This is a genomic window from Mycobacteriales bacterium (assembly GCA_035550055.1).
Lineage (GTDB): Bacteria > Actinomycetota > Actinomycetes > JAFAQI01 > JAFAQI01 > DASZTV01.
Window position 1 is genome coordinate 1 of record DASZRO010000080.1, and the last position, 19,137, is coordinate 19,137.

A 19,137-nucleotide genomic window follows, 5' to 3' on the forward strand; every position below is an offset into this window, starting at 1 on the left:
CGGTCGAGGAACTGCCGGTACTCGAGCGCGGTCAGCGGCTGGCGGCCGTAGAACTCCGGGTCGCGGGCTTCGTCGGTCTGGCGCTCCCACCCTCGCGCCAGCGAGACCTGCGGCAGCAGATAGGTCTGCGGCCACAACGTCTTGGTCGCGAGCACCTCGACGCGGTACTGCCGAAGGTCGGGCTGGTGGGTCAGCTCGGTCAGCAGCGGCGTGACGAAAGCCTTTGTCGAGGCAGGCCCGTTCGCGACCTCCATGTCGTTGAACAGCTGGGCGCTCGGCAGCAGCGCGGCGACGACGACCGCCCCGGCCAGCAACGGCCGCGGCAGCCTGGCGACCGCGACCAGCGCAGGCGCTGCGCCGAGCACGGCGATGCGGGTGGCGTTCGCGCCCACCGGCGAGTGGAACAGGTAGCAGCCGACCAGCAGCCACAGCGTCAGCCAACCCACGACGCGCAACCGCCGCCCCACCGGGCTGAGCATCACGAGCACCGTGGTCGCGAACGACATCACCAGTGAGGTGAACGTGAAGGGCTCGTAGCCGCCACGGGACCCGCTCACCAGGACGGCGATCACGACCAGCGACACGGCGACGCCGATCACCGCGGCGAGTCCGGACTTTCGCCGTCTGGGTCCGGCCAGCACCGTCGCACCGGCCGCCACGGCGAGCAGCACGCCCGCCACGGGGCTGGTCGCAGTGGTGGCGACGCCAGCGACGAACGCCAGCCACGGGCGGCGACGCTCGACCGCCAGCATCGCAGCCAGCGCGACGACGACACCGGTCGCGAACGTGATGCGCCCGGACAGCACGTCGAAGGTCCCGGACAGCGCCACGGCGATCGCACCGGCGCGAGAGCGGCGGGTCGGCGCCAGCAGCGGCACCGAGACCGCGCCGGCCGCGAAGATCGAGAGCGCGCCGAGCCAGACCGGACCGAACCACGCCAGCAGCGGCGGGGTGACGAGGCTGTAGCTGGCGGTCGGCGTCCCGCCGTACCAGCCCGTCCAGTACGAGACGAAGCCGCTGCGCCGGAACAGCTCGGCGCGTGCGGTCTGCGCCGCGAGGTCCGCGGTGTGCGGCGCGACCAGCCAGTAGCCGATCCCGAGAACCGCAGCGGTCAGCGTCGGCGCGAGCCACTGCGGCCGCGCCGGCAACGGGTCGGTCACGAGGCGAACACCTGCTCGTGTACGACGCGCGCCCGGCGGGTGGCCCGACGGTAGTCGTCGAGCAGCGCCGCGCCATGGCCCGCGGGATAACCCATCGCGCGGGCAATCGCGCCGAGCGCTCGAGAGTCGGACGGCAGGACATCCGACGCCCGACCGCGGGACAGCATGATCGCGTTGCGCACCCGGGTCGCGATCACCCATGCATCCTGCAACGCCCGCGCGTCATCGGCCGTCAGCAGCCCCGCGTCGGCGCCTGCCCGTGCCGCGTCGATCGTCGACGTCGTACGCAGCGCGGGCACCGCATGACCGTGCCGCAGCTGCAACAGCTGCACCGTCCACTCGACGTCGGACAGGCCGCCGCGCCCGAGCTTGATGTGGAACGCCGGGTCCACCCCACGCGGGAGCCGCTCGGCCTCCATCCGCGCCTTGAGCCGGCGGATCTCCCGCAGCTGCGCAGGGTCGAGGCCGACCGCCGGGTAGCGCAACGGGTCGACCAGCGCCACGAACCTCTCGCCGAGGTCGGCGTCGCCGGCGATCGGGCAGGCGCGCAGCAGCGCCTGCATCTCCCACGGCGCCGACCATCGCTCGTAGTACTCGGCGTACGACGCGAGGCTTCGGACCAGCGGGCCCTGCCGGCCCTCCGGGCGCAGGTCGGCATCGACGACGAGCGGCGGGTCGGGAGCGGGCCTGGCCAGCAACCGCCGTAGCTCTTGCGCCACCTCGTGCGCCGCGGCGGTGCAGTGCGGCCCGTCCGCGCCGACCGGCTCGTAGACGAACAGGACGTCGGCGTCGCTGCCGTAGCCCTGCTCGCCTCCGCCGAGCCGGCCCATCCCGATGACGGCAAGCCGCATCGGCAGTTCGCGCTCGGCCGTGGCGACCACGCTGCGGGTCGCGGTCTCGAGGGCGGCGGACAGGGTCGCCGCCGCGACGTCGGAGAGCGCCTCGCCGACGGCTTCGACGTCGACGATGCCGAGGAGGTCGCCGCAGGCGATCCGGATCAGCTCCTGCCGCCGAAGGGCGCGGGCCGCGTCGGCTGCGGTCTCCCCGTCGTCGTAGCGGCGGGCCGCCGACACCAGCTCGTTGCGCAGCAGGTCGGCGGGGCGCAGCTGCAGCTCCTCGTCCGTGGCGAGCAACGCCACGGACTCGGGCGCCCGGCCGAGCAGATCAGCCAGATAGCGGCTCGTCGCGAGCAGGCGGGCCAGCCGTTCCGCGGTCGCGCCCTCGTCACGCAGGACACGCAAGTACCACGGCGTCTGGCCCAACGCGTCGCTCACCTGCCGGAAGGACAACAGCCCGGCGTCAGGATCGGCGGCCTCGGCGAACCACCCCAGCATCGCCGGCAGCAGGGCGCGCAGGATCGCGGCGTTGCGGCTGATGCCGGAAGTCAGCGCCTCGATGTGGCGCAGCGCCGCGTCGGGGTCTCGAAACCCGAGCGCTGCCAACCGCGACGAGGCGGCGGCCGCAGTGAGCCGGGTGCCTTCCGCCGGCAGCCGCGCGACCGCGTTGAGGAGCGGGCGGTAGAAGAGCTTCTCGTGGATGCGGCGTACCTCGCGGACGTGGCCGTCGTACTCGGCTTGCCACGACGCGATGTCCTTGCGTCCCATCGACCGGGCCAGCCAGCGCAGGCCGCGCTCGTCGACCGGCAGCAGGTGGGTACGGCGCAGGTGCTGGAGCTGGAGTCGATGCTCGACGGTGCGCAGGAACCGGTACGCCGCGGCAAGCTGCGCCGCGTCGTCCCGCCCGACGTAACCGCCGTCCGCGAGCGCGGCCAGCGCGACCAGCGTGGTGGGACTGCGCAACGCCTCGTCACCGCGGCCGTGCACCAGCTGGAGCAGCTGCACCGCGAACTCGACGTCCCGCAGCCCGCCGGGTCCGAGCTTCACCTCACGGCGCGCGTCGGTGGCGGACAGCGTCCCGACCACGCGCCGGCGCATCGCCTGCACGTCCTCGACGAAGCTCGGCCGTCCCGCAGCGCTCCAGACCATCGGTGCGACGGCGTCGAGATAGGCCGCGCCGAGCTCCGCGTCGCCCGCGGCGTACCGGGCCTTGAGAAGCGCTTGGAACTCCCAGGTCTTGGCCCAGCGCTCGTAGTAGCCGACGTGGCTGGCCAGCGTCCGCACGAGCGGGCCCGAACGTCCCTCGGGACGCAAGGCGGCGTCGACCGGCCAGATCGTCCCTTCCGGTGTCGGGTCAGAGCACGCGTGCATGAGCGCCATCGCGCGCGCGGTGGCCGCCTGCTCGGCGGGCTCGCCGACGAAGACCACATCGACGTCGCTCACGTAGTTGAGCTCCCGGCCGCCGCACTTGCCCATCGCGATGACGGCGAGCCGGGCGTCGTCGGGATGCGCGGTCGAAGCGATGGTGAAGGCGGCACCGAGCGTCGCGTCGGCCAGGTCGGCGAGCTCGGCCGCGACGTCGTCGACCACGAGGTCACCGCACAGGTCTCGGGCCGCGAGCCGCAGCAGACACTCGCGATAGCCGATGCGCAGGGCGTCGAACGCCTCGCGGCCCGCCCGGCCCGCGACGGCGGCATCGAGAGTGGCCTGCAGCCCGTAGTGCGTCGGCCGGCTGACGATCACCGCCTCGTCCCAGAGCAGGCGCCAGGACTGCGGGTGGCCGGCCATCCATTGCCCGAGCGCGGCGCTGCCGCCGAGCACGGCGAAGAGCCGGTCACGGAAGCCGAGGCTGGCGCGCACGGCGGCGACCAGCTCGTCCCGATCGTCAGCCTCTGCCAGGCGGGCAAGACCGGCAAGAGCCCGGTCGGCGTCGGGACACAGCGACAGCGCGTCCAGCACCACGTCGTCGGTGGCGAGGCCGAGCTCGGCGAGCCGGACCACCCCCGCCCCCGGGTCGGTGAAGCCCGCTCGTGCCAGGCGACCGCTGCTGCTCGCAGTGCGATCCCCGCTGGTCACAGCCAGGCACGCTACTGCGTCAGCCCGTGACCGAACCCCGGTTGACGACCGCCGCGAACCGCTTCGACAGCTCCTCTCCGACCCGCGCGATCACCCGGTCCGCCGACCGGATCGGGGCGACGATCTCCTCGACGTCGCGGTCCTCCGCAGCGGCCCACGAGGCCACGAGCGCCGGCGCCGCCTCGACGTGGAACTGCAGGCCCCACGCCGCCTTGCCGACCCGGAAAGCCTGGACCGGATAGCGCTCGCTGGAGGCGAGCAGCGTGGCGCCGTCGGGGAGCTCGGTCACCGTGTCGTAGTGCCACTGCACGACCGGGAACGTCCCGCCGACCAGCAGGCTGTCGCGGCCGTCGCCGCTGACCTCGCCGAGTCCGATCTCCGGCCCGTGCGCGCCGCGCTCGACGCGACCACCGGTCGCCACCGCGAGCAGCTGAGCACCGAGACAGACGCCGAGAGTCGGCACGCCCCGCGCGACCGCGTCGGCGAGCAACGCCTTCGTCGCGGGAAGCCAGGACACCACGTCGTCGTCGTTGGCACCCATCGGGCCGCCCATGACGATCAGCGCGTCGGCATCGACCGTCGACGGCAGAGGGACTGCGGCGTACGGGTGGCGGACGTCGAGCTCGACGCCGTACGCCGGCAGCCAGTCGGCAAGCCGGCCCGGATCTTCGTGCGCGACGTGCTGGACGACGAGGGCGACGGCCACGTCGGTCAGAGCAGCGGCAGGTAACGGGAGAGCTCGAACGGCGTGACCTGGCGCCGGTAGTCCTCCCACTCGGCCCGCTTGTTGCGCATGAAGAAGTCGAACACGCCCTCGCCCAGAGTCTGCGCCAGCAGCTCGGAGCCCTCCATGACCTTGATCGCGTCGGACAACGAACCCGGCAGCGGCGCGATGCCCATCGCGCGGCGCTCGACGTCGGTGAGCGCCCACACATCGTCCTCGGCGCCTTCCGGAAGCTCGTAGCCGTCCTCGATGCCCTTCAGCCCTGCGGCGAGCAGGACGGCGTACGTCAGGTACGGGTTGCACGCCGAGTCGGGTGAGCGGATCTCGATACGCGTCGAGTTGCCCTTCTGCGGCTTGTACATCGGGATGCGAATGAGCGCCGAGCGGTTGTTGCGGCCCCAGCAGACGTACGCCGGCGCCTCGCCGCCGCCCCACAGCCGCTTGTAGGAGTTCACCCACTGGTTGGTGATCGCGGTGAACTCCGCCGCGTGGACCAGCAGGCCCGCGACGAACGCCTTGCCGACCTTCGACAGCGACAGCGGGTCGCTGCCGTCGTGGAAGGCGTTACGGTCCCCCTCGAACAACGACAGATGCGTGTGCATCGCGGAGCCCGGCTGCTCGGCGAACGGCTTCGGCATGAACGTCGCGAACACGCCTTGGGAGAGCGCGACCTCCTTCACCACGAGCCGCATCGTCATCAGGTTGTCGGCGGTGGTGAGCGCATCGGCGTACCGCAGGTCGATCTCCTGCTGCCCCGGCGCGACCTCGTGGTGGCTGAACTCGACGCTGATGCCCATCCGCTCGAGCATGGTGATCGCCTGGCGGCGGAAGTCGTGGCCGAGGTCGTGCGGCGTCTGGTCGAAGTAGCCGCCCGAGTCGATCGGGGCGGGCAACAGGTCGACGTCGGTCGGACGGTCGCGCAGCAGGAAGAACTCGACCTCCGGGTGCACGTAGAACGTGAAGCCGAGGTCGGCGGCACGCTGCATCGACCGGCGCAGCACGTGACGGGGGTCGGAGTACGACGGGGTGCCGTCCGGGGTGAGGATGTCGCAGAACATCCGCGCCGTACCGGGCTGCTCGTCTCGCCACGGCAGCACCTGGAACGTCGCCGGGTCGGGCTTGGCCAGCATGTCCGACTCGTGCACCCGGGCGAACCCCTCGATCGCCGAGCCGTCGAAGCCGATGCCCTCGGCGAAGGCCCCTTCGAGCTCGGCGGGCGCGATCGCGACGGACTTGAGGAAGCCGAGCACGTCGGTGAACCACAGCCGGACGAAGCGGATGTCGCGTTCCTCGATCGTGCGAAGCACGAACTCCTGCTGACGATCCACGCGCCCAGCGTAGGTCCCCCGCGTTACAACCGCATGACACGCTCCCCCGCCCCCGAAGTAGCACACGAAGGGCCCCATCGGCGGTCGAGTTGTGCCGCGTGTCCGTTTTCCCGACCACGTTGTGTGCTGCTTCGGGCACGCGGGGGCCGGATTCGGGTGCGGCGGTGGGATCTAGCCTGGAGGCATGCCGCGACTGCGCGTAGCGCTTGCGCAGGACGACTTCACGGTTGGCGACCTGGCCGGCAACGCCGCGCTCGTCGTCTCCCTGACGCGTACGGCGGTGGCGCAAGGCGCCCAGCTCGTGGTCTTCCCGGAGATGGCACTGACCGGCTACCCGCCGGAGGACCTGGTGTTGCGGCCGTCGTTCGTCGAGGCCTCCCGCACGGCGCTGGAAGCGCTTGCCGTTCGTCTCGACGACGAGGGGCTCGGCGACGCGGGCGTCGTCGTCGGCTATCTGGACCGATGCCCCAACCCGGCGCCGCGGGTCGGCCGGCCGGCCGGCGAACCGCAGAACGCCGCGGCGTTCATCCACCGTGGCGGCGTCATCGCGCGTTACGCGAAGCATCACCTTCCGAACTACGGCGTGTTCGACGAGTTCCGCTACTTCGTTCCGGGCGACGGGCTTCCGGTTGTCCGGTTCGGCGACGTCGACATCGCAATGACCATCTGCGAGGACCTGTGGCAGGAGGGCGGCCCGATCGCGGTCGCCCGTGAAGCCGGCGCCGGGCTCGTGATCTGCATCAACGGCTCGCCGTACGAACGCAACAAGGACGACGTACGCCTCGAGCTCGTGACCCGCCGCGCTGCCGAAGCGGGCGCCACCCTCGCCTACGTCAACCTCGTCGGCGGCCAGGACGAGCTCGTGTTCGACGGCGACTCACTCATCGTCGCCTCGGACGGCGAAGAGCTCTCGCGGGCGGGGCAGTTCGCGTCGCAGCTGCTCGTCGCCGATCTCGACCTGCCGGCCGCCACTGGCGCCCGCACCGGTCCCACCGACGCGGGCGACGGTACGACGATGACGGTCACCCGCCATCACGTCGACGCGTTGCCCGAACCGCCCGAAGACCTCGGTACCGCGCGGTCGTTCCCGGTCGACGACTGCTCCGGGCCGGCCGAGGTGTGGGGCGCGCTCGTCCTCGGCACCCGCGACTACGTCCGCAAGAACGGCTTCGCCTCAGTGGTGATCGGGCTTTCCGGCGGGATCGACTCCGCGCTCGTCGCGACGATCGCCTGCGACGCGCTCGGTCCCGACGCGGTGCACGTGGTGGGCATGCCGAGCCGCTACTCCAGCGACGGCAGCATCGCGGACGCCGCAGAGCTCGCGCGGCGGCAACGTCTGCAATGGGAGCTGCTGCCGATCGCCCCGATGGTCGAGGCCTACGAGAAGGCGTTCGGCGACCTGGCGGTCGGCGGCCTGCACGGCTTGGCCGAGGAGAACCTCCAGGCACGGGTGCGCGGAACGGCGCTGATGGCACTGTCGAACGAAGCCGGACATCTGGTCTTGACCACGGGCAACAAGAGCGAGCTGGCAACCGGCTTCTCGACGTTGTACGGCGACAGTGCCGGCGGGTTCGCCCCGATCAAGGACGTGCCGAAGACGCTGGTCTGGGAGCTGGCTCGTTGGCGCAACCTGACCGCGCGCGAGCGCGGCGAGGTCGAGCCGATCCCGGTCGAGATCATCGACAAGGAGCCGTCGGCGGAGCTCGCACCCGGCCAGCGAGACAGCGACCGGCTCCCGGCGTACGACACACTCGACGCGGTCCTCGACGCCTACGTCGAGCGTGACCTCGGGCGCGCCGAGCTGCTGGCGTTGGGCCATCCGCCAGACCTGGTCGACCGGGTGATCCGGCTCGTGGACCTCGCGGAGTACAAGCGCCGCCAGTACCCACCCGGGCCGAAGATCACCCCGAAGGGCTTCGGGCGAGACCGCCGTCTCCCCATCACCAACCGCTGGCGCGAACCCCCGAAGTAGCACACAACCCGCTGCGAAATCGGCGTATTGCCCTTCGGCGTCCGGTTCGGCGATGACGTTGTGTGCTACTTCGAACAACGACCGAATCAGGTTCTGTGGGGCTGTGGGAGACTGGGCGTGTTGCACGGAGACCCGAATGGGCTTCGAGGCGAGGAGGTTTTCCATGACCGACGGTTCCATCAACCCGTACGGCAGCCCGCGAGCCGCTGTCCGCCGAATCCGCACCCATCACCTTCAGGCGATGAAGGAACGCGGCGAACGCTGGGCGATGCTGACCGCCTACGACATGCATTCGGCGGCGATCTTCGACGAGGGCGGCATCCCGGCACTCCTGGTCGGTGACTCGGCGGCGAACAACGTGTTCGGCTTCGACACGACGCTGCCCGTCACCGTCGACGAGCTGATGCCACTGGTGCGCGCGGTGGTGCGCTCGACCCGCAACGCCCTCGTGATCGCCGACATGCCGTTCGGCTCTTACCAGGTCGGTCCGGAGCAGGCGCTGCAGACCGCGATCCGCTTCATGAAGGAAGGCGGCGCGCAGGCGGTCAAGCTCGAGGGCGGGCGCCAGGTCGTGCCGCAGGTCCGGGCGATCGTGGACGCCGGCATCCCGGTCGTCGCGCACATCGGCTTCACCCCGCAAAGTGAGCACGCGCTGGGCGGCTACAAGGTCCAGGGTCGCGGTGAGCAGGCCGCGCACGTCATCGACGACGCGGTTGCCCTCCAGGCAGCGGGCGCCTTCGCCGTCGTGCTCGAGATGATCCCGGCCGACGTGGCGGCGCAGATCACCAAGGAGCTCGCAATCCCGACGATCGGCATCGGCGCCGGCGCCGACTGCGACGCACAGGTCATGGTGTGGACCGACATGGTCGGCCTCAACACCGGACCCGCGCCGCGTTTCGTGAAGCGGTACGCCGATGTGCGTGCGGTCATCACCGAAGCCGCGAGCACCTACGCCCGCGAGGTCGCCGACGGCACGTACCCCGGACCTGAGCACTCCTTCGAGTAATCACTGGCAAAGCCGGGGCGCTCGTCCGCCACGGCCGACGGGCAGGCGCCTCAGACGTCTGTGACGCGAAGGCCGGCGTGCGCCTTGTAACGGCGGTTGATCGACACGAGGTTCGCGGTCAGCGCTTCGACCTGACCGGCGTTGCGCAGCCGGCCACCGTAGATGCCACGCATGCCTGCGATGCGGTCGACGAGCGCCTGCACGAGGTCCGTCGCGCCGCGATCGTCGCCGAGGACAAGGACGTCGGTCTCGATGGCGGCCACGTCGGGGTCGAGCAGCAGCATCGCGCTCACGTGGTGGAACGCCGCGACGACCGTGCTGTCCGGCAGCAACGCTGCGGCTTGCTGTGCCGCGCTGCCTTCTGCGACGGAAAGGCCATAGGCGCCCTTGTCGTCGAAACCCATGGGGTTCACGCAGTCGACAACCACCTTGCCGGTCAGCGCAGGTGCCACCGCCTTCACCAAGGTCTCGTGCCCGTCCCACGGCACGGCGACGACGACGACGTCAGCGGCCGCGGCGGCTGCCTCGTTGGCCATCCCCGAGACCAGCGAGCCGTCGGGGACCGTCTCGGCGAGCTCGGCGGCCACCGCCGCGGCGCGATCCGCCTGCCGCGACCCGAGGATCACCTGGTGGCCGGCGATCGCGTAACGGCGGGCCAGCCCGCGGCCCTGGTCTCCGGTGCCGCCGAGGAAGGCGAGCGTGAGGCCGGCGACCTCGCCGGTGGGGATCGTGGTCACGTGCGCTCTTTTCACTCGGTTCGGCCGTGGGCAACGCAGCGGACATCGTCCCAAGCCGCGATCGCAGCGCTGTGCCGAGGGGTATCCACGCTGCCTCCCGGGAACTGCTCCCGAGGAGGATCGTGCATGCGTACGGCGAAAGAGGGGGCGTGGTGAGCAGGAGGCGGCTCGCGGACGACGACGGTGAACGCCGCCCTGACGACCCGGCGATCGTCGAGCTCCTCGACAGCGTGCGCGAGGCACGCACCGCGCTCGCCATCGAGCTGGCCGCGGCGGCCGGTGCCATCGACGCGGGGCATCCGGAGGTGGCTCGCGACATCGTCGCCGCGACCGCTGAGGAGATGCGCCGCGTCGCTGACCACCCGGGACCTGTCGCCGCCGCTCAGCGCCCGCCGCGGCGAGCGAAGCGCCGCATCCTCCTCGCACTGCCCGCCGTACCGGTGATCGGTGCGATGGCGATGACGGCGGCGGTGGCACTCGGGGGCAACGGCACGCCGGCCGGTCATCATCCGGTTGCCCATGCCTCGCGCGTCTCGATCGCGGTTGTCGCACCGCGGACCGCGACCGCGGTCACGGGTGTCGCCGGTGCGGCTGCTCATGCCGGCGCAACGACGACGCTTCACCGGCTCGAGCACGTAGTGACCCACCATCCGCAAGCGGCCCAGGTGCTCGCTGTTGCCGACGACCTGCACGACCAGCTGACGGAGATGATCGCCACCGCGACGGACGATCCCGCAAGGCTGCACGTCGTACGTCAGCTGCTGACACTCGAACAACACGTCCTCGAAAGCGCAAAGGTGCCCGGCACACAGCTCGCACTCGCCGCGTCACGCGCGATCGCGCGACTGCTCGACTTGGTGCCGGTCGCCCATCCGACGCCGACACCTCACAGCGCGACAACGACAACGCCGTCACGACCGACTCCCGCACGCACTCCGACGGCGAGCTCATCGCCTCACGCCACGCAGGCGTCACCGACTGCGCCCCACGACGCAACGAGTACTCGCGCACCGCGAGTGACGTCGAAGAACGCGCTGTTCGGCCGCGGACTTTTCAGCGGACGTCGACTGCACTCGTCGCACTGACGCGATGTCAGAGTCGTTGTTCACGACTTTGATTTCCGTTGTGAATACTGGGTTTTCACGACGCGACGAGCAGTACGTCGTGTCATGCCGCATTGCGACATGAACAATCCGCGGCGCGACACGCAACGTCAATAGAAGCAACGGTCGTGGAAAGCGCATGCATTCGGTGTCACAGTTGTTCGCAGCAAAGTCCCATCACCGAGCTAAGGGGCTCACGTGGCACGAGTAGCTGCAAAGAAGACCACTGCACGCAAGACGACCGCCAAGAAGACGGCGGCAAAGAAGGCACCGGCCAAGAAGGCGCCGGCTCGCAAGACCGCCGCCAAGAAGACGACCGCACGCAAGACCACCGCAAAGAAGACGACCGCTCGCAAGACCGTCGCCAAGAAGGCGCCGGCACGCAAGACCGCTGCAAAGCGGGCACCTGCGCGCAAGCGGTAGATCGCTGCAACCAAGCGAGCCCCGACAGCCGCCGCGTCGACCTTCGGTCGCGCGGCGGCTGTCTGCTGTGTGCTGCTTCGTGCTGGCCGCCGCGGCGATCGCCGGCGGGCTGGCGCTGTTCGGGACCGGCTTCGTCGGACCGGCGCCGATCGCACTCGCCGCGGGGGGCGGCTTGATCGTGGCCGGCACGTCGCTGTGGCGCCCGCCGTCGCCCGGCCGGCAGCGCTATCCCGACCCGCGTCGTGACACGCGCTAAATATTGCTGATGACAACGATCCGCTGATTTCGGCCTACACTGGCACGAGCGACGTCCGGTCCAGTACACCCCCCCACTGAGCCGGACGTCGCTTTTTTCATGTCTGCGGGGTAGGAGTGGCAGATGCTGCGGACGCTGGCGATCGCCGCCGTACTCTGCTCGTGCAGCGCGACGGCCGCGCCGCTGCCACATCTCGTCCGCCCGTCAGCCGGCCGCGCCACGCTCGCCACCCCCTCACCCCTCGCCGGCGAAGTGGTCGGCATCGACCCGGGCCACAACGGGCGCAACTACGCAGACCCCGCCTACATCGACCGCCAGGTCTGGAACGGTCGCGAAGAAGAGGACTGCGACACGACCGGTACGGCGACCGACGCCGGCTACACCGAAGCGCGCTTCAACTTCCGGGTCGCAACGTTCTTGGCGGCTGACCTGCGTGAGGACGGCGCCCGCGTGGTGATGACCCGTCATACCAACCACGGGGTCGGACCATGCATCACCAAGCGGGCGCACATCATCAACGCGGCCCACGCCGACATCGCGATCGACATCCACGCCGACGGCGGTCCGCCGAGCGGGCGCGGCTTCGCGATCCTGGAACCGGTACGCGACTCGGTCAATGCCGCCATCGTGCGGCCGTCGGCGCGGTTCGGCCGCATCGTCCGGCGCGAGCTGTTGGCGATGACGCACATGCCGACGAGCACCTACGACGGCGTCGACGGCATCACTCATCGAGACGATCTCGCCGGGCTCAACCTCGCCACCGAGCCGAAGGTGCTCGTCGAGGCCGGCAACATGCGCAACGCGCGGGATGCGCGGCTGCTCGTCTCGACCGCCTTCCAGCGCCGGTTGGCAGCCGCCTTCACGACCGCGATCGTGGACTACCTGCGGAGCTGAAGCGACCAGCCGCCGGCAACCTCGGCCAGTGTGGTGTGCGGCCGACGACAGATCGCCGACCCCACCGCGTGCCCGGCGAGCTCCGACCGCGAGCGCCCGAGCCGCACTCGCCGGGTGAACCCATCGTGGGTCAGCTCGAGGAACAGCGCCCACTCGCCGGACCCGGTGAGCACTGCGGGCGCCAGCTCCGCGGTCCATCCCGCCCACGCCCGCCGCCGAAGCGTGTCCCGGCTGCCACCGACCAGATCCGCCCGCCGGACGCGAATGCCCGGCCAGACCACCTCGTCCTGCCCGCACACCGCGATCACGGCCACGACTTCGTCGGGTTCGGTCTGCAGCACGTCGAGCGCGGCCCAGCCCGCCAGCCGCGGGTGCCGCCCGGTGACGACCTCGTCGACGTGGGCCCGCAACCGGATCCCGTCACCGATCTCGTAGACCGAGTCCGCCACGGCGTACCTCGGATCACGAAACCCGGGCAGCTCGGCATACACCCACGGCGGCTCGACCGTGGTGAGCAGCGGCAACGGCCACTCGGTGCGCTCCGCACCGGATGAAGTGGCGCAGCGATACACCCGCGGTACGACGCCGGTCGCGTTGTCGACCAGCACCGCCCACGCGGCTTCGGCGTTGCCGGTCCGTAGCAGGCGCAGCGCGACCCGAGCCCTCGGCGGCAGCGCTTCGACGTGGGAGTGCTCAGCGGTGCCGGCGAGCCCGACCGCGGCTGCGAGCAACGGGTACGGCGCAGCCTCGGCCTGCGCCGTCGACCCGAGCAGGACGGCGTAGAGCGCCTCCACCTCCGGTTTGCTCAGCGTCGTCCCCGCGGCGGCGGCGATCCGGTCCAGCTCGACGGCCGCTGCCGCGGCCGAGAGCGCCGCGATCTCGACCATGGCGAGGACAGTAGTGCGTCGTCGGCAGGCCGCATCTCGGCGGTAAGGTCGGGCACGATGCTGGACGTCAGCGTGGTGGTTCCGTTCTTCAACCCGGGCGCCAACATCGAGGACTGTCTCGACTCGCTGCGCGACCAGACCCTTCCTCGTGATCGCTACGAGGTCGTGCTGGTCGACGACGGCAGCACCGACGGCAGCGACCGGCGCGCGAAGCGTTACGCAGACGCCGACCCGGATCTGTTCCGGCTGGTGCAGATCCCTGCGTCGGGCTGGCCGGGCCGGCCCCGCAACGTCGGTGTCGAGCAGGCGAAGGGCCGCTACGTCCAGTTCGTCGACAGCGACGACCGCCTGGATCCGGCAGCACTGCAACGAATGCTCGACGTCGCAGCGAGCAGCGACGCGGACATCGTGGTCGGCAAGCTCAGCAGCGACTTCCGCGGCTTGAACCACCACGTGTTCCGGCACACCGTCACCGGCCGGACGCTCTTCGACTACCCGCTCGTCGACACGCTCACCCCGCACAAGATGGTCCGCAAGGAACTGCTGACCCGGCACGGGATCCGGTTCGCCGAAGGACCTCGTCACGTCGAGGACGAGCACTTCAGCATGCTGATCTACACCCGGGCGCGTTCCGTCGCCGTCGTGGGCGACCTCGCCTGCTACTTCTATCGCCGACGTCGGGTCGCCGGGCGCAATCTGGGCGACACCGAGGTGACAGCGGCCGACTACTTCCGCGACCTGGCCGCCGTCCTCGACGTCATCGACGACCACGTGGCCGACCCGCAGACGCGCATCCCGTTGCAGCGCCGGTTCTACCGCACCGAGATGCTCGGCAGGCTGCGCGGCACTGCGATGAGCCGCTACGACGACGCGTACCGGCGTGAGGTGCTCGACCAGGTACGAGCACTGGCGGCAGAGCGGTTCGCGCCGCAGGTTCACGACGGGCTGCCGTTCTTCCTTCGCACCCAGTCCCGGCTGGCCCTCGACGGCGACGTGGCCGGGCTGACGTCGTACGCCGCCTGGCTCGACGAGCTCCGGTTGACGGCAACCGTCTCCGCACTGACCTGGCGCGACGGTCGACTTCACCTCGCCGTGACCGCCGGACTGCTGCGCGGCGACGACCCGCTGCGGCTCGAACGCGACGGTGACGACTGGCTGGTACCCGCACCCGCGGCGCCCGGCGCCGGTCGCGCCGAGCGCCTCGTCTCGGCGCAAGACCTCGCCGAGGCGGACCTCGACTGCGCCACAGTCTCGCGCGCCGACTCCCAGCTCTGGTCGACGACCGAGGGCTTGTCGCTGTCGATCACCGCCGACGGCGAGCCGGCGATCACCGGAGAGGTGGTGCTCGATCCGGCGAGGCTGCAAGGCGGCGACCCGCTCACCGCGGGGCTGTGGGACCTGCGGCTTCGGGTCGGCCTCGGCGGCATCACGTTCGCGTGCCCGCTGCGACCGGCCGAGGAGCCGGGCCGACTCGCGGCACGGCTCACGGCCGAGTCCGCCGACGTGAGCCTCGTGCAGCCGTTCTGGACCACACCCGCCAGCACGCTCTCGCTGGACGTCGGCGAGTGGTCACATCCGCTCAACGACTTGGTCGACGACGAGATCGCTCCGACGTTGCGCCGCCGCGACCTGCAGCTCGCGCTGCCCGCCGTCAGCGGTCCGGACGGCGCGCAGCCGGCCCGCCTGCTTCTCGTCGGCGACGAGACCGGGTCGGCGGTGGTGTCAGTGCCGGCGAGTCTCGCGATCACCCCCGCCGGCTCGGCACTGACCGCGAGGCTGCCCCGCCGCCTGCCCGGCCGCGAGGTCCAGCTCTGGGTGCAGTTCGCGCGGCTGGGAGGATCGCCGCCCCGCCGGCTCGGCTGGACCCTCGCGCGAGTCGGGCGCCGGCTCCGCGTGATTCGTTCATCTGGCGTTCACCTTCAACGCGACGGCTGACTCGACACCGGCCACCTTCAGCCGCGACAGTTGATGTTGTGAGCACAACGACGTCGAGCGCACCGGATCTGCCGCGGTACGCCGACGAGCTCGCGGAGGAGATCGAGGACCTGCGTCACGCCGCGGGCCGCAACGACCGCCCGGCCCATCCCGATCGCTTCATCGACCGCGAGAGCAGCTGGCTCGACTTCAACGCGCGGGTCCTCGAGCTCGCCCTCGACACCACCATCCCGCTGCTCGAGCGCACCAAGTTCGCCGCGATCTTCGCCAGCAACCTCGACGAGTTCTTCATGGTCCGCGTCGCAGGCCTGCAGCGGCGCCACGCCACCGGGATCGGAGTGGCGACCCCCGCCGGGCTGTCCCCTCGCGAGCAGCTCGACCTGATCGCCGATCGGGCGCACGAGCTGATCGCCCGTCACGACGCGATGTTCACCGACGAGCTGCTTCCCGCGCTGCGACGAGAGGACATCCGGATCGAGCGCTACGACGCGCTGACCGACGACGAACGCAAGACGGCGGACACCCTGTTCGCGGAACACGTCTTCCCCGTCCTCACCCCGCTCGCCGTCGACCCGGCGCATCCCTTTCCCTACATCTCGGGGTTGTCGCTGAACCTCGCGGTGGTGGTTCGCGACCGGGACAACGGGCGCGAGCACTTCGCGCGGGTCAAGGTTCCGCCGGTGCTGTCGCGGTATGTGGCCGTCGGTGGTCTCAAGTTCGTGCTGCTCGAAGACGTCATCGCCGCGCACGTGCCCGAGCTGTTCCCCGGCCTCGAGGTCATCGAGACCTCAGTGTTCCGGGTCACCCGCAACGAGGACCTGACCGTCGAAGAGGACGACGTCGACAACCTGCTTCAGGCACTCGAGCGAGAGCTCGTCCGGCGCCGGTTCGGCCCGGCGGTACGCCTCGAGGTGGCCGCGGACATCAGCGACAAGGTTCTCGACCTTCTCGTCCGTGAGCTCGAGATCCACCAGAAGCAGATCTATCGGATCAACGGGCCGCTCGACCTCGCCGGACTGTGGGCGATCGCCGACCTCGACCTGCCCGCCCTCAAGTACGACGTCAGCCCGCCGCTGACCCACCCCAGGCTGCGCTCCGGCGGGGATGCCAAGGCCGCGGCCGACGTGTTCTCGGCGATGCGCCGAGGAGATGTGCTGCTGCACCACCCGTACGACTCGTTCACCACGAGCGTCCAGGCGTTCGTCGAGCAGGCCGCGGCCGACCCGTCGGTGCTCGCGATCAAACAGACGCTCTACCGCACGAGCGGCGACTCGCCACTCGTCGACGCGCTGATCGACGCGGCCGAGGCCGGCAAGCAGGTCCTCGTCGTCGTCGAGATCAAGGCGAGGTTCGACGAGCAGGCGAACATCAAATGGGCGCGCGCGCTGGAGCAGGCCGGCTGCCACGTGGTCTACGGCGTCGTCGGGTTGAAGACCCACGCCAAGCTGGCGTTGGTGGTGCGCCAGGAGGCCGATGGCAGCCTGCGCCGCTACACCCACATCGGCACCGGGAACTACAACCCCAAGACCGCGCGGATGTATGAGGACCTCGGACTGCTCACCGTCGACCCGGTGATCGGCGCCGACGTCGCCGACTTGTTCAACCACCTGTCCGGCTACACCAAGCACCGCGACTACCGCACGCTGCTCGTCGCGCCGGACACCCTTCGTCCCGGCCTGATCCAGCTGGTCGCCGACGAGATCGAGCACGCGAAGGCAGGACGGCCGGCCGGGATCGTTCTCAAGCTCAACAGCCTCGTGGACGAGCTGGTCGTCGACGCGCTCTACGACGCGTCGGCCGCCGGCGTACCCGTCGACATCGTCGTGCGCGGCATGTGCGCCCTCCGTCCGGGCGTCCCGGGCCTGTCGGAGACGATCAAGGTACGCAGCATCCTCGGCCGGTTCCTCGAGCACTCGCGGGTGTTCCACTTCGTGGCGGGCGGCGATCAGCGCACGTTCATCGGCAGCGCCGACATCATGCATCGCAACCTCGACCGCCGCGTGGAGGCACTCGTCGAGATCCGCGACCCCAAGGTCAAAGACGAGCTGCGGGAGCTGCTGACGTTCGCGACAGACCCGGCGACGGCGGCCTGGACGCTCGATGTAGCGGGCAAGTGGACCCGCGCCCTCACCGATCCCGAGGGAGCACCGCTGCACGACTACCAGCAAACGCTGCTGGACGCCGCGGCCCTTCGCGGCGACGACCGCCGACCGGAGTCGCATTAGTGAGCCCGAGCTCGACCTTGGAAGTAGAGGCGAAGTTCCGCGTCCATCCGCCATTCGAGATGCCTGACCTGCTCGACCCGCGTACCGGAGCAGCCGCGCTCGACGAGCCGGACCGCCACGAGCTCCGCGCGGTGTACTGGGACACCGCCGACCTGCGGCTCGCCCGCGAAGGCATCACGTTGCGACACCGCGACGGCGAAGGTCCGAGCAAGGACGGCTGGCACCTCAAGCTCCCGGTCGGCAACGTCCGTGCCGTGCCCGACGCCAGCGCGGTGAGCCGCGAGGAGGTCCGCGTCGAGGGTTCCGGCGAGTCGATCCCGGAGCAGCTGCGCGGCCTGGTCCTCCCGTGGTCGCGGACCGCGGTCCTCGGACCGGTCGCCACCCTCGTGACGGATCGCACCGCCTACCTGCTGCGCGACGCCACTGGCGGTCCGCTCGTCGAGCTGACCGACGACCTGGTGTCGGTCGTCAACTCCGGCCACGTGGCCGGCCGGTTCCGCGAGATCGAGGTCGAGGACCGGGGCGGCGGCGAGCCTGCGATCGAAGCCGTCGGCAACCTGCTGCGCGCGAGTGGGGCGGTCGGCGGCGAGTTCGTCCCGAAGGTGGTCCGGGCGCTCGGCCCGCAAGCCAGCGCCGAGCCGGACCCGCCGATGCCCGGCAAGGTCGGCCTCGACGAGCCCGCGCGGTGCGCGGTGCGCGACATGCTGCGCCGCGACGTACGCCGGCTCATCGCGCTCGACACCGGCGTACGGCGTGACGCCGAGGACGCAGCTCATCAGATGCGCGTGACCGCACGTCGGCTGCGAAGCATCCTCAAGACGTTCAAGCCGCTGCTCGACCCGGGATGGGCCGGATCGCTACGCGACGAGCTCGCCTGGCTCGCCGACTCGCTGAGCACCACGCGGGACAACGAGGTGCTGCTGGAGCGGCTGATGCGCGAGGTGGACGCGCTGCCGGAGGACCTCGTCGTCGGTCCCGTCCGGGCACGCCTCGAGCAGGTGCTCCGGGGCAACCTCGCTGCCGGCCGCGCCGACATCGAGCAAACCCTGTCGAGTGAGCGCTACGTCGTGCTGCTCGAGCGCCTCGTCGACGCCGGGTGGGAGCCGTTCACCTCGCCGGCCGGCGAGCGCCCGACCGGCAAGGCGATCCCGCGGCTGATCCGCGCCTGCTGGAACGACGTCAGCGACGCAGTGAAACGGCTCGACGCCACGGCCGACGCCGGGGCCTGGCACAAGGTCCGGATCGACGCGAAGCGGCTACGCTACTCGTGCGAAGCGGCGACGCCGATGTTCGGCCGCCCGGCGCAGCGGTTGGCCAAGATGGCCGCCGGGCTACAGGACAGTCTGGGCGAGAACCAGGACGCGGCGGTCGCCTCGGAGCTGTTGCGGTCGCTCGCGACAGCGCGGGGCGGCACGACCATCGCGTTCACGCTGGGTCTGCTGCACGCTCGGCAGAGCGACGCGGGCGCGGCGGCTCGCAAGGAGTTCGCGAAGCAGTGGAAGGCCGTCGCCAGAGCAGACTGCCTGGCCTGGCTGGCAGGCAGCTGAGGGCAGGCCGGCCCGACGTCAGGCAAGA

15 protein-coding genes are annotated in these 19,137 nt (G+C 70.8%); 9 read left to right on the forward strand and 6 right to left on the reverse strand.

Features of this window, described 5'->3' with window-relative positions; genetic code table 11:
• From VG899_11625 to VG899_11640, 4 genes are all read right to left on the reverse strand, one after another.
• A partial coding sequence (locus VG899_11625; GenBank protein ID HWA67005.1) for a hypothetical protein occupies nt 1–1,160 on the reverse strand: 1,160 nt, incomplete at its 3' end.
• Nucleotides 1,157–4,072, reverse strand: a complete 2,916-nt coding sequence (locus tag VG899_11630) for a bifunctional [glutamine synthetase] adenylyltransferase/[glutamine synthetase]-adenylyl-L-tyrosine phosphorylase (GenBank protein HWA67006.1) — start codon at nt 4,070–4,072, stop codon at nt 1,157–1,159. The genes VG899_11630 and VG899_11625, both read right to left, overlap by 4 nt.
• A 19-nt stretch (nt 4,073–4,091) precedes the next feature.
• Entirely contained in the window at nt 4,092–4,778 is a 687-nt protein-coding gene (locus VG899_11635; protein ID HWA67007.1) for a type 1 glutamine amidotransferase, read from the reverse strand.
• A gap of 5 nt (nt 4,779–4,783) precedes the next feature.
• Nucleotides 4,784–6,124: a glutamine synthetase family protein gene (locus VG899_11640; GenBank protein ID HWA67008.1), complete on the reverse strand. Its 1,341-nt coding sequence runs from the start codon at nt 6,122–6,124 to the stop codon at nt 4,784–4,786.
• A 184-nt stretch (nt 6,125–6,308) separates the two neighbouring features.
• Here VG899_11640 and VG899_11645 point away from each other — a divergent pair, with 184 nt between their 5' ends.
• Both VG899_11645 and panB read left to right on the forward strand, forming a co-directional pair.
• A complete protein-coding gene (locus VG899_11645; GenBank protein HWA67009.1) occupies nt 6,309–8,096 on the forward strand; it encodes an NAD+ synthase in 1,788 nt (595 codons plus the stop codon).
• Between the two features lie 163 nt (nt 8,097–8,259).
• Entirely contained in the window at nt 8,260–9,102 is an 843-nt protein-coding gene (gene panB, locus VG899_11650) for a 3-methyl-2-oxobutanoate hydroxymethyltransferase (protein ID HWA67010.1), read from the forward strand.
• Nucleotides 9,103–9,152: 50 nt separating this feature from the next.
• On the opposite strand, the gene npdG is transcribed toward panB, so the two are convergent.
• Nucleotides 9,153–9,839: an NADPH-dependent F420 reductase gene (npdG, locus tag VG899_11655; protein ID HWA67011.1), complete on the reverse strand. Its 687-nt coding sequence runs from the start codon at nt 9,837–9,839 to the stop codon at nt 9,153–9,155.
• Nucleotides 9,840–9,988: 149 nt separating this feature from the next.
• Here npdG and VG899_11660 point away from each other — a divergent pair, with 149 nt between their 5' ends.
• From VG899_11660 to VG899_11675, 4 genes are all read left to right on the forward strand, one after another.
• The gene (locus VG899_11660) at nt 9,989–10,924 is read left to right on the forward strand and encodes a hypothetical protein (protein ID HWA67012.1); all 936 of its coding nucleotides are present in this window, start codon (nt 9,989–9,991) and stop codon (nt 10,922–10,924) included.
• A 216-nt stretch (nt 10,925–11,140) separates the two neighbouring features.
• Complete coding sequence (locus tag VG899_11665) at nt 11,141–11,365, forward strand: histone H1-like repetitive region-containing protein (GenBank protein ID HWA67013.1); 225 nt, start codon at nt 11,141–11,143, stop codon at nt 11,363–11,365.
• Between the two features lie 67 nt (nt 11,366–11,432).
• A complete protein-coding gene (locus tag VG899_11670; GenBank protein ID HWA67014.1) occupies nt 11,433–11,621 on the forward strand; it encodes a hypothetical protein in 189 nt (62 codons plus the stop codon).
• A 123-nt stretch (nt 11,622–11,744) separates the two neighbouring features.
• Nucleotides 11,745–12,515 (forward strand): N-acetylmuramoyl-L-alanine amidase, encoded by a 771-nt coding sequence (locus VG899_11675; protein ID HWA67015.1) that lies wholly within the window; start codon nt 11,745–11,747, stop codon nt 12,513–12,515.
• Here VG899_11675 and VG899_11680 read toward each other — a convergent pair.
• Nucleotides 12,500–13,402: a hypothetical protein gene (locus tag VG899_11680; protein HWA67016.1), complete on the reverse strand. Its 903-nt coding sequence runs from the start codon at nt 13,400–13,402 to the stop codon at nt 12,500–12,502. The two genes, VG899_11675 and VG899_11680, sit on opposite strands and share 16 nt — an antisense overlap.
• A 57-nt stretch (nt 13,403–13,459) precedes the next feature.
• Here VG899_11680 and VG899_11685 point away from each other — a divergent pair, with 57 nt between their 5' ends.
• From VG899_11685 to VG899_11695, 3 genes are read left to right on the forward strand one after another with little or no spacing between them, the layout of a single operon-like run.
• Nucleotides 13,460–15,337: a glycosyltransferase family A protein gene (locus VG899_11685; GenBank protein HWA67017.1), complete on the forward strand. Its 1,878-nt coding sequence runs from the start codon at nt 13,460–13,462 to the stop codon at nt 15,335–15,337.
• Nucleotides 15,338–15,375: 38 nt separating this feature from the next.
• Nucleotides 15,376–17,562, forward strand: coding sequence for an RNA degradosome polyphosphate kinase (locus VG899_11690; protein HWA67018.1), 2,187 nt, complete (start codon nt 15,376–15,378; stop codon nt 17,560–17,562).
• Complete coding sequence (locus tag VG899_11695; GenBank protein ID HWA67019.1) at nt 17,562–19,109, forward strand: CYTH and CHAD domain-containing protein; 1,548 nt, start codon at nt 17,562–17,564, stop codon at nt 19,107–19,109. The genes VG899_11690 and VG899_11695 overlap by 1 nt, the downstream gene beginning before the upstream one ends.
• Nucleotides 19,110–19,137: the final 28 nt, after the last annotated feature.

Bases quoted from the DNA above. Each gene is read 5' to 3' on its own strand.
- VG899_11685 (HWA67017.1), top strand. From the start codon at position 13,460: ATGCTGGACGTCAGCGTGGTGGTTCCGTTCTTCAACCCGGGCGCCAAC.
- VG899_11680 (HWA67016.1), bottom strand. From the start codon at position 13,402: ATGGTCGAGATCGCGGCGCTCTCGGCCGCGGCAGCGGCCGTCGAGCTG.
- panB (HWA67010.1), top strand. From the start codon at position 8,260: ATGACCGACGGTTCCATCAACCCGTACGGCAGCCCGCGAGCCGCTGTC.
- VG899_11675 (HWA67015.1), top strand. From the start codon at position 11,745: ATGCTGCGGACGCTGGCGATCGCCGCCGTACTCTGCTCGTGCAGCGCG.
- VG899_11645 (HWA67009.1), top strand. From the start codon at position 6,309: ATGCCGCGACTGCGCGTAGCGCTTGCGCAGGACGACTTCACGGTTGGC.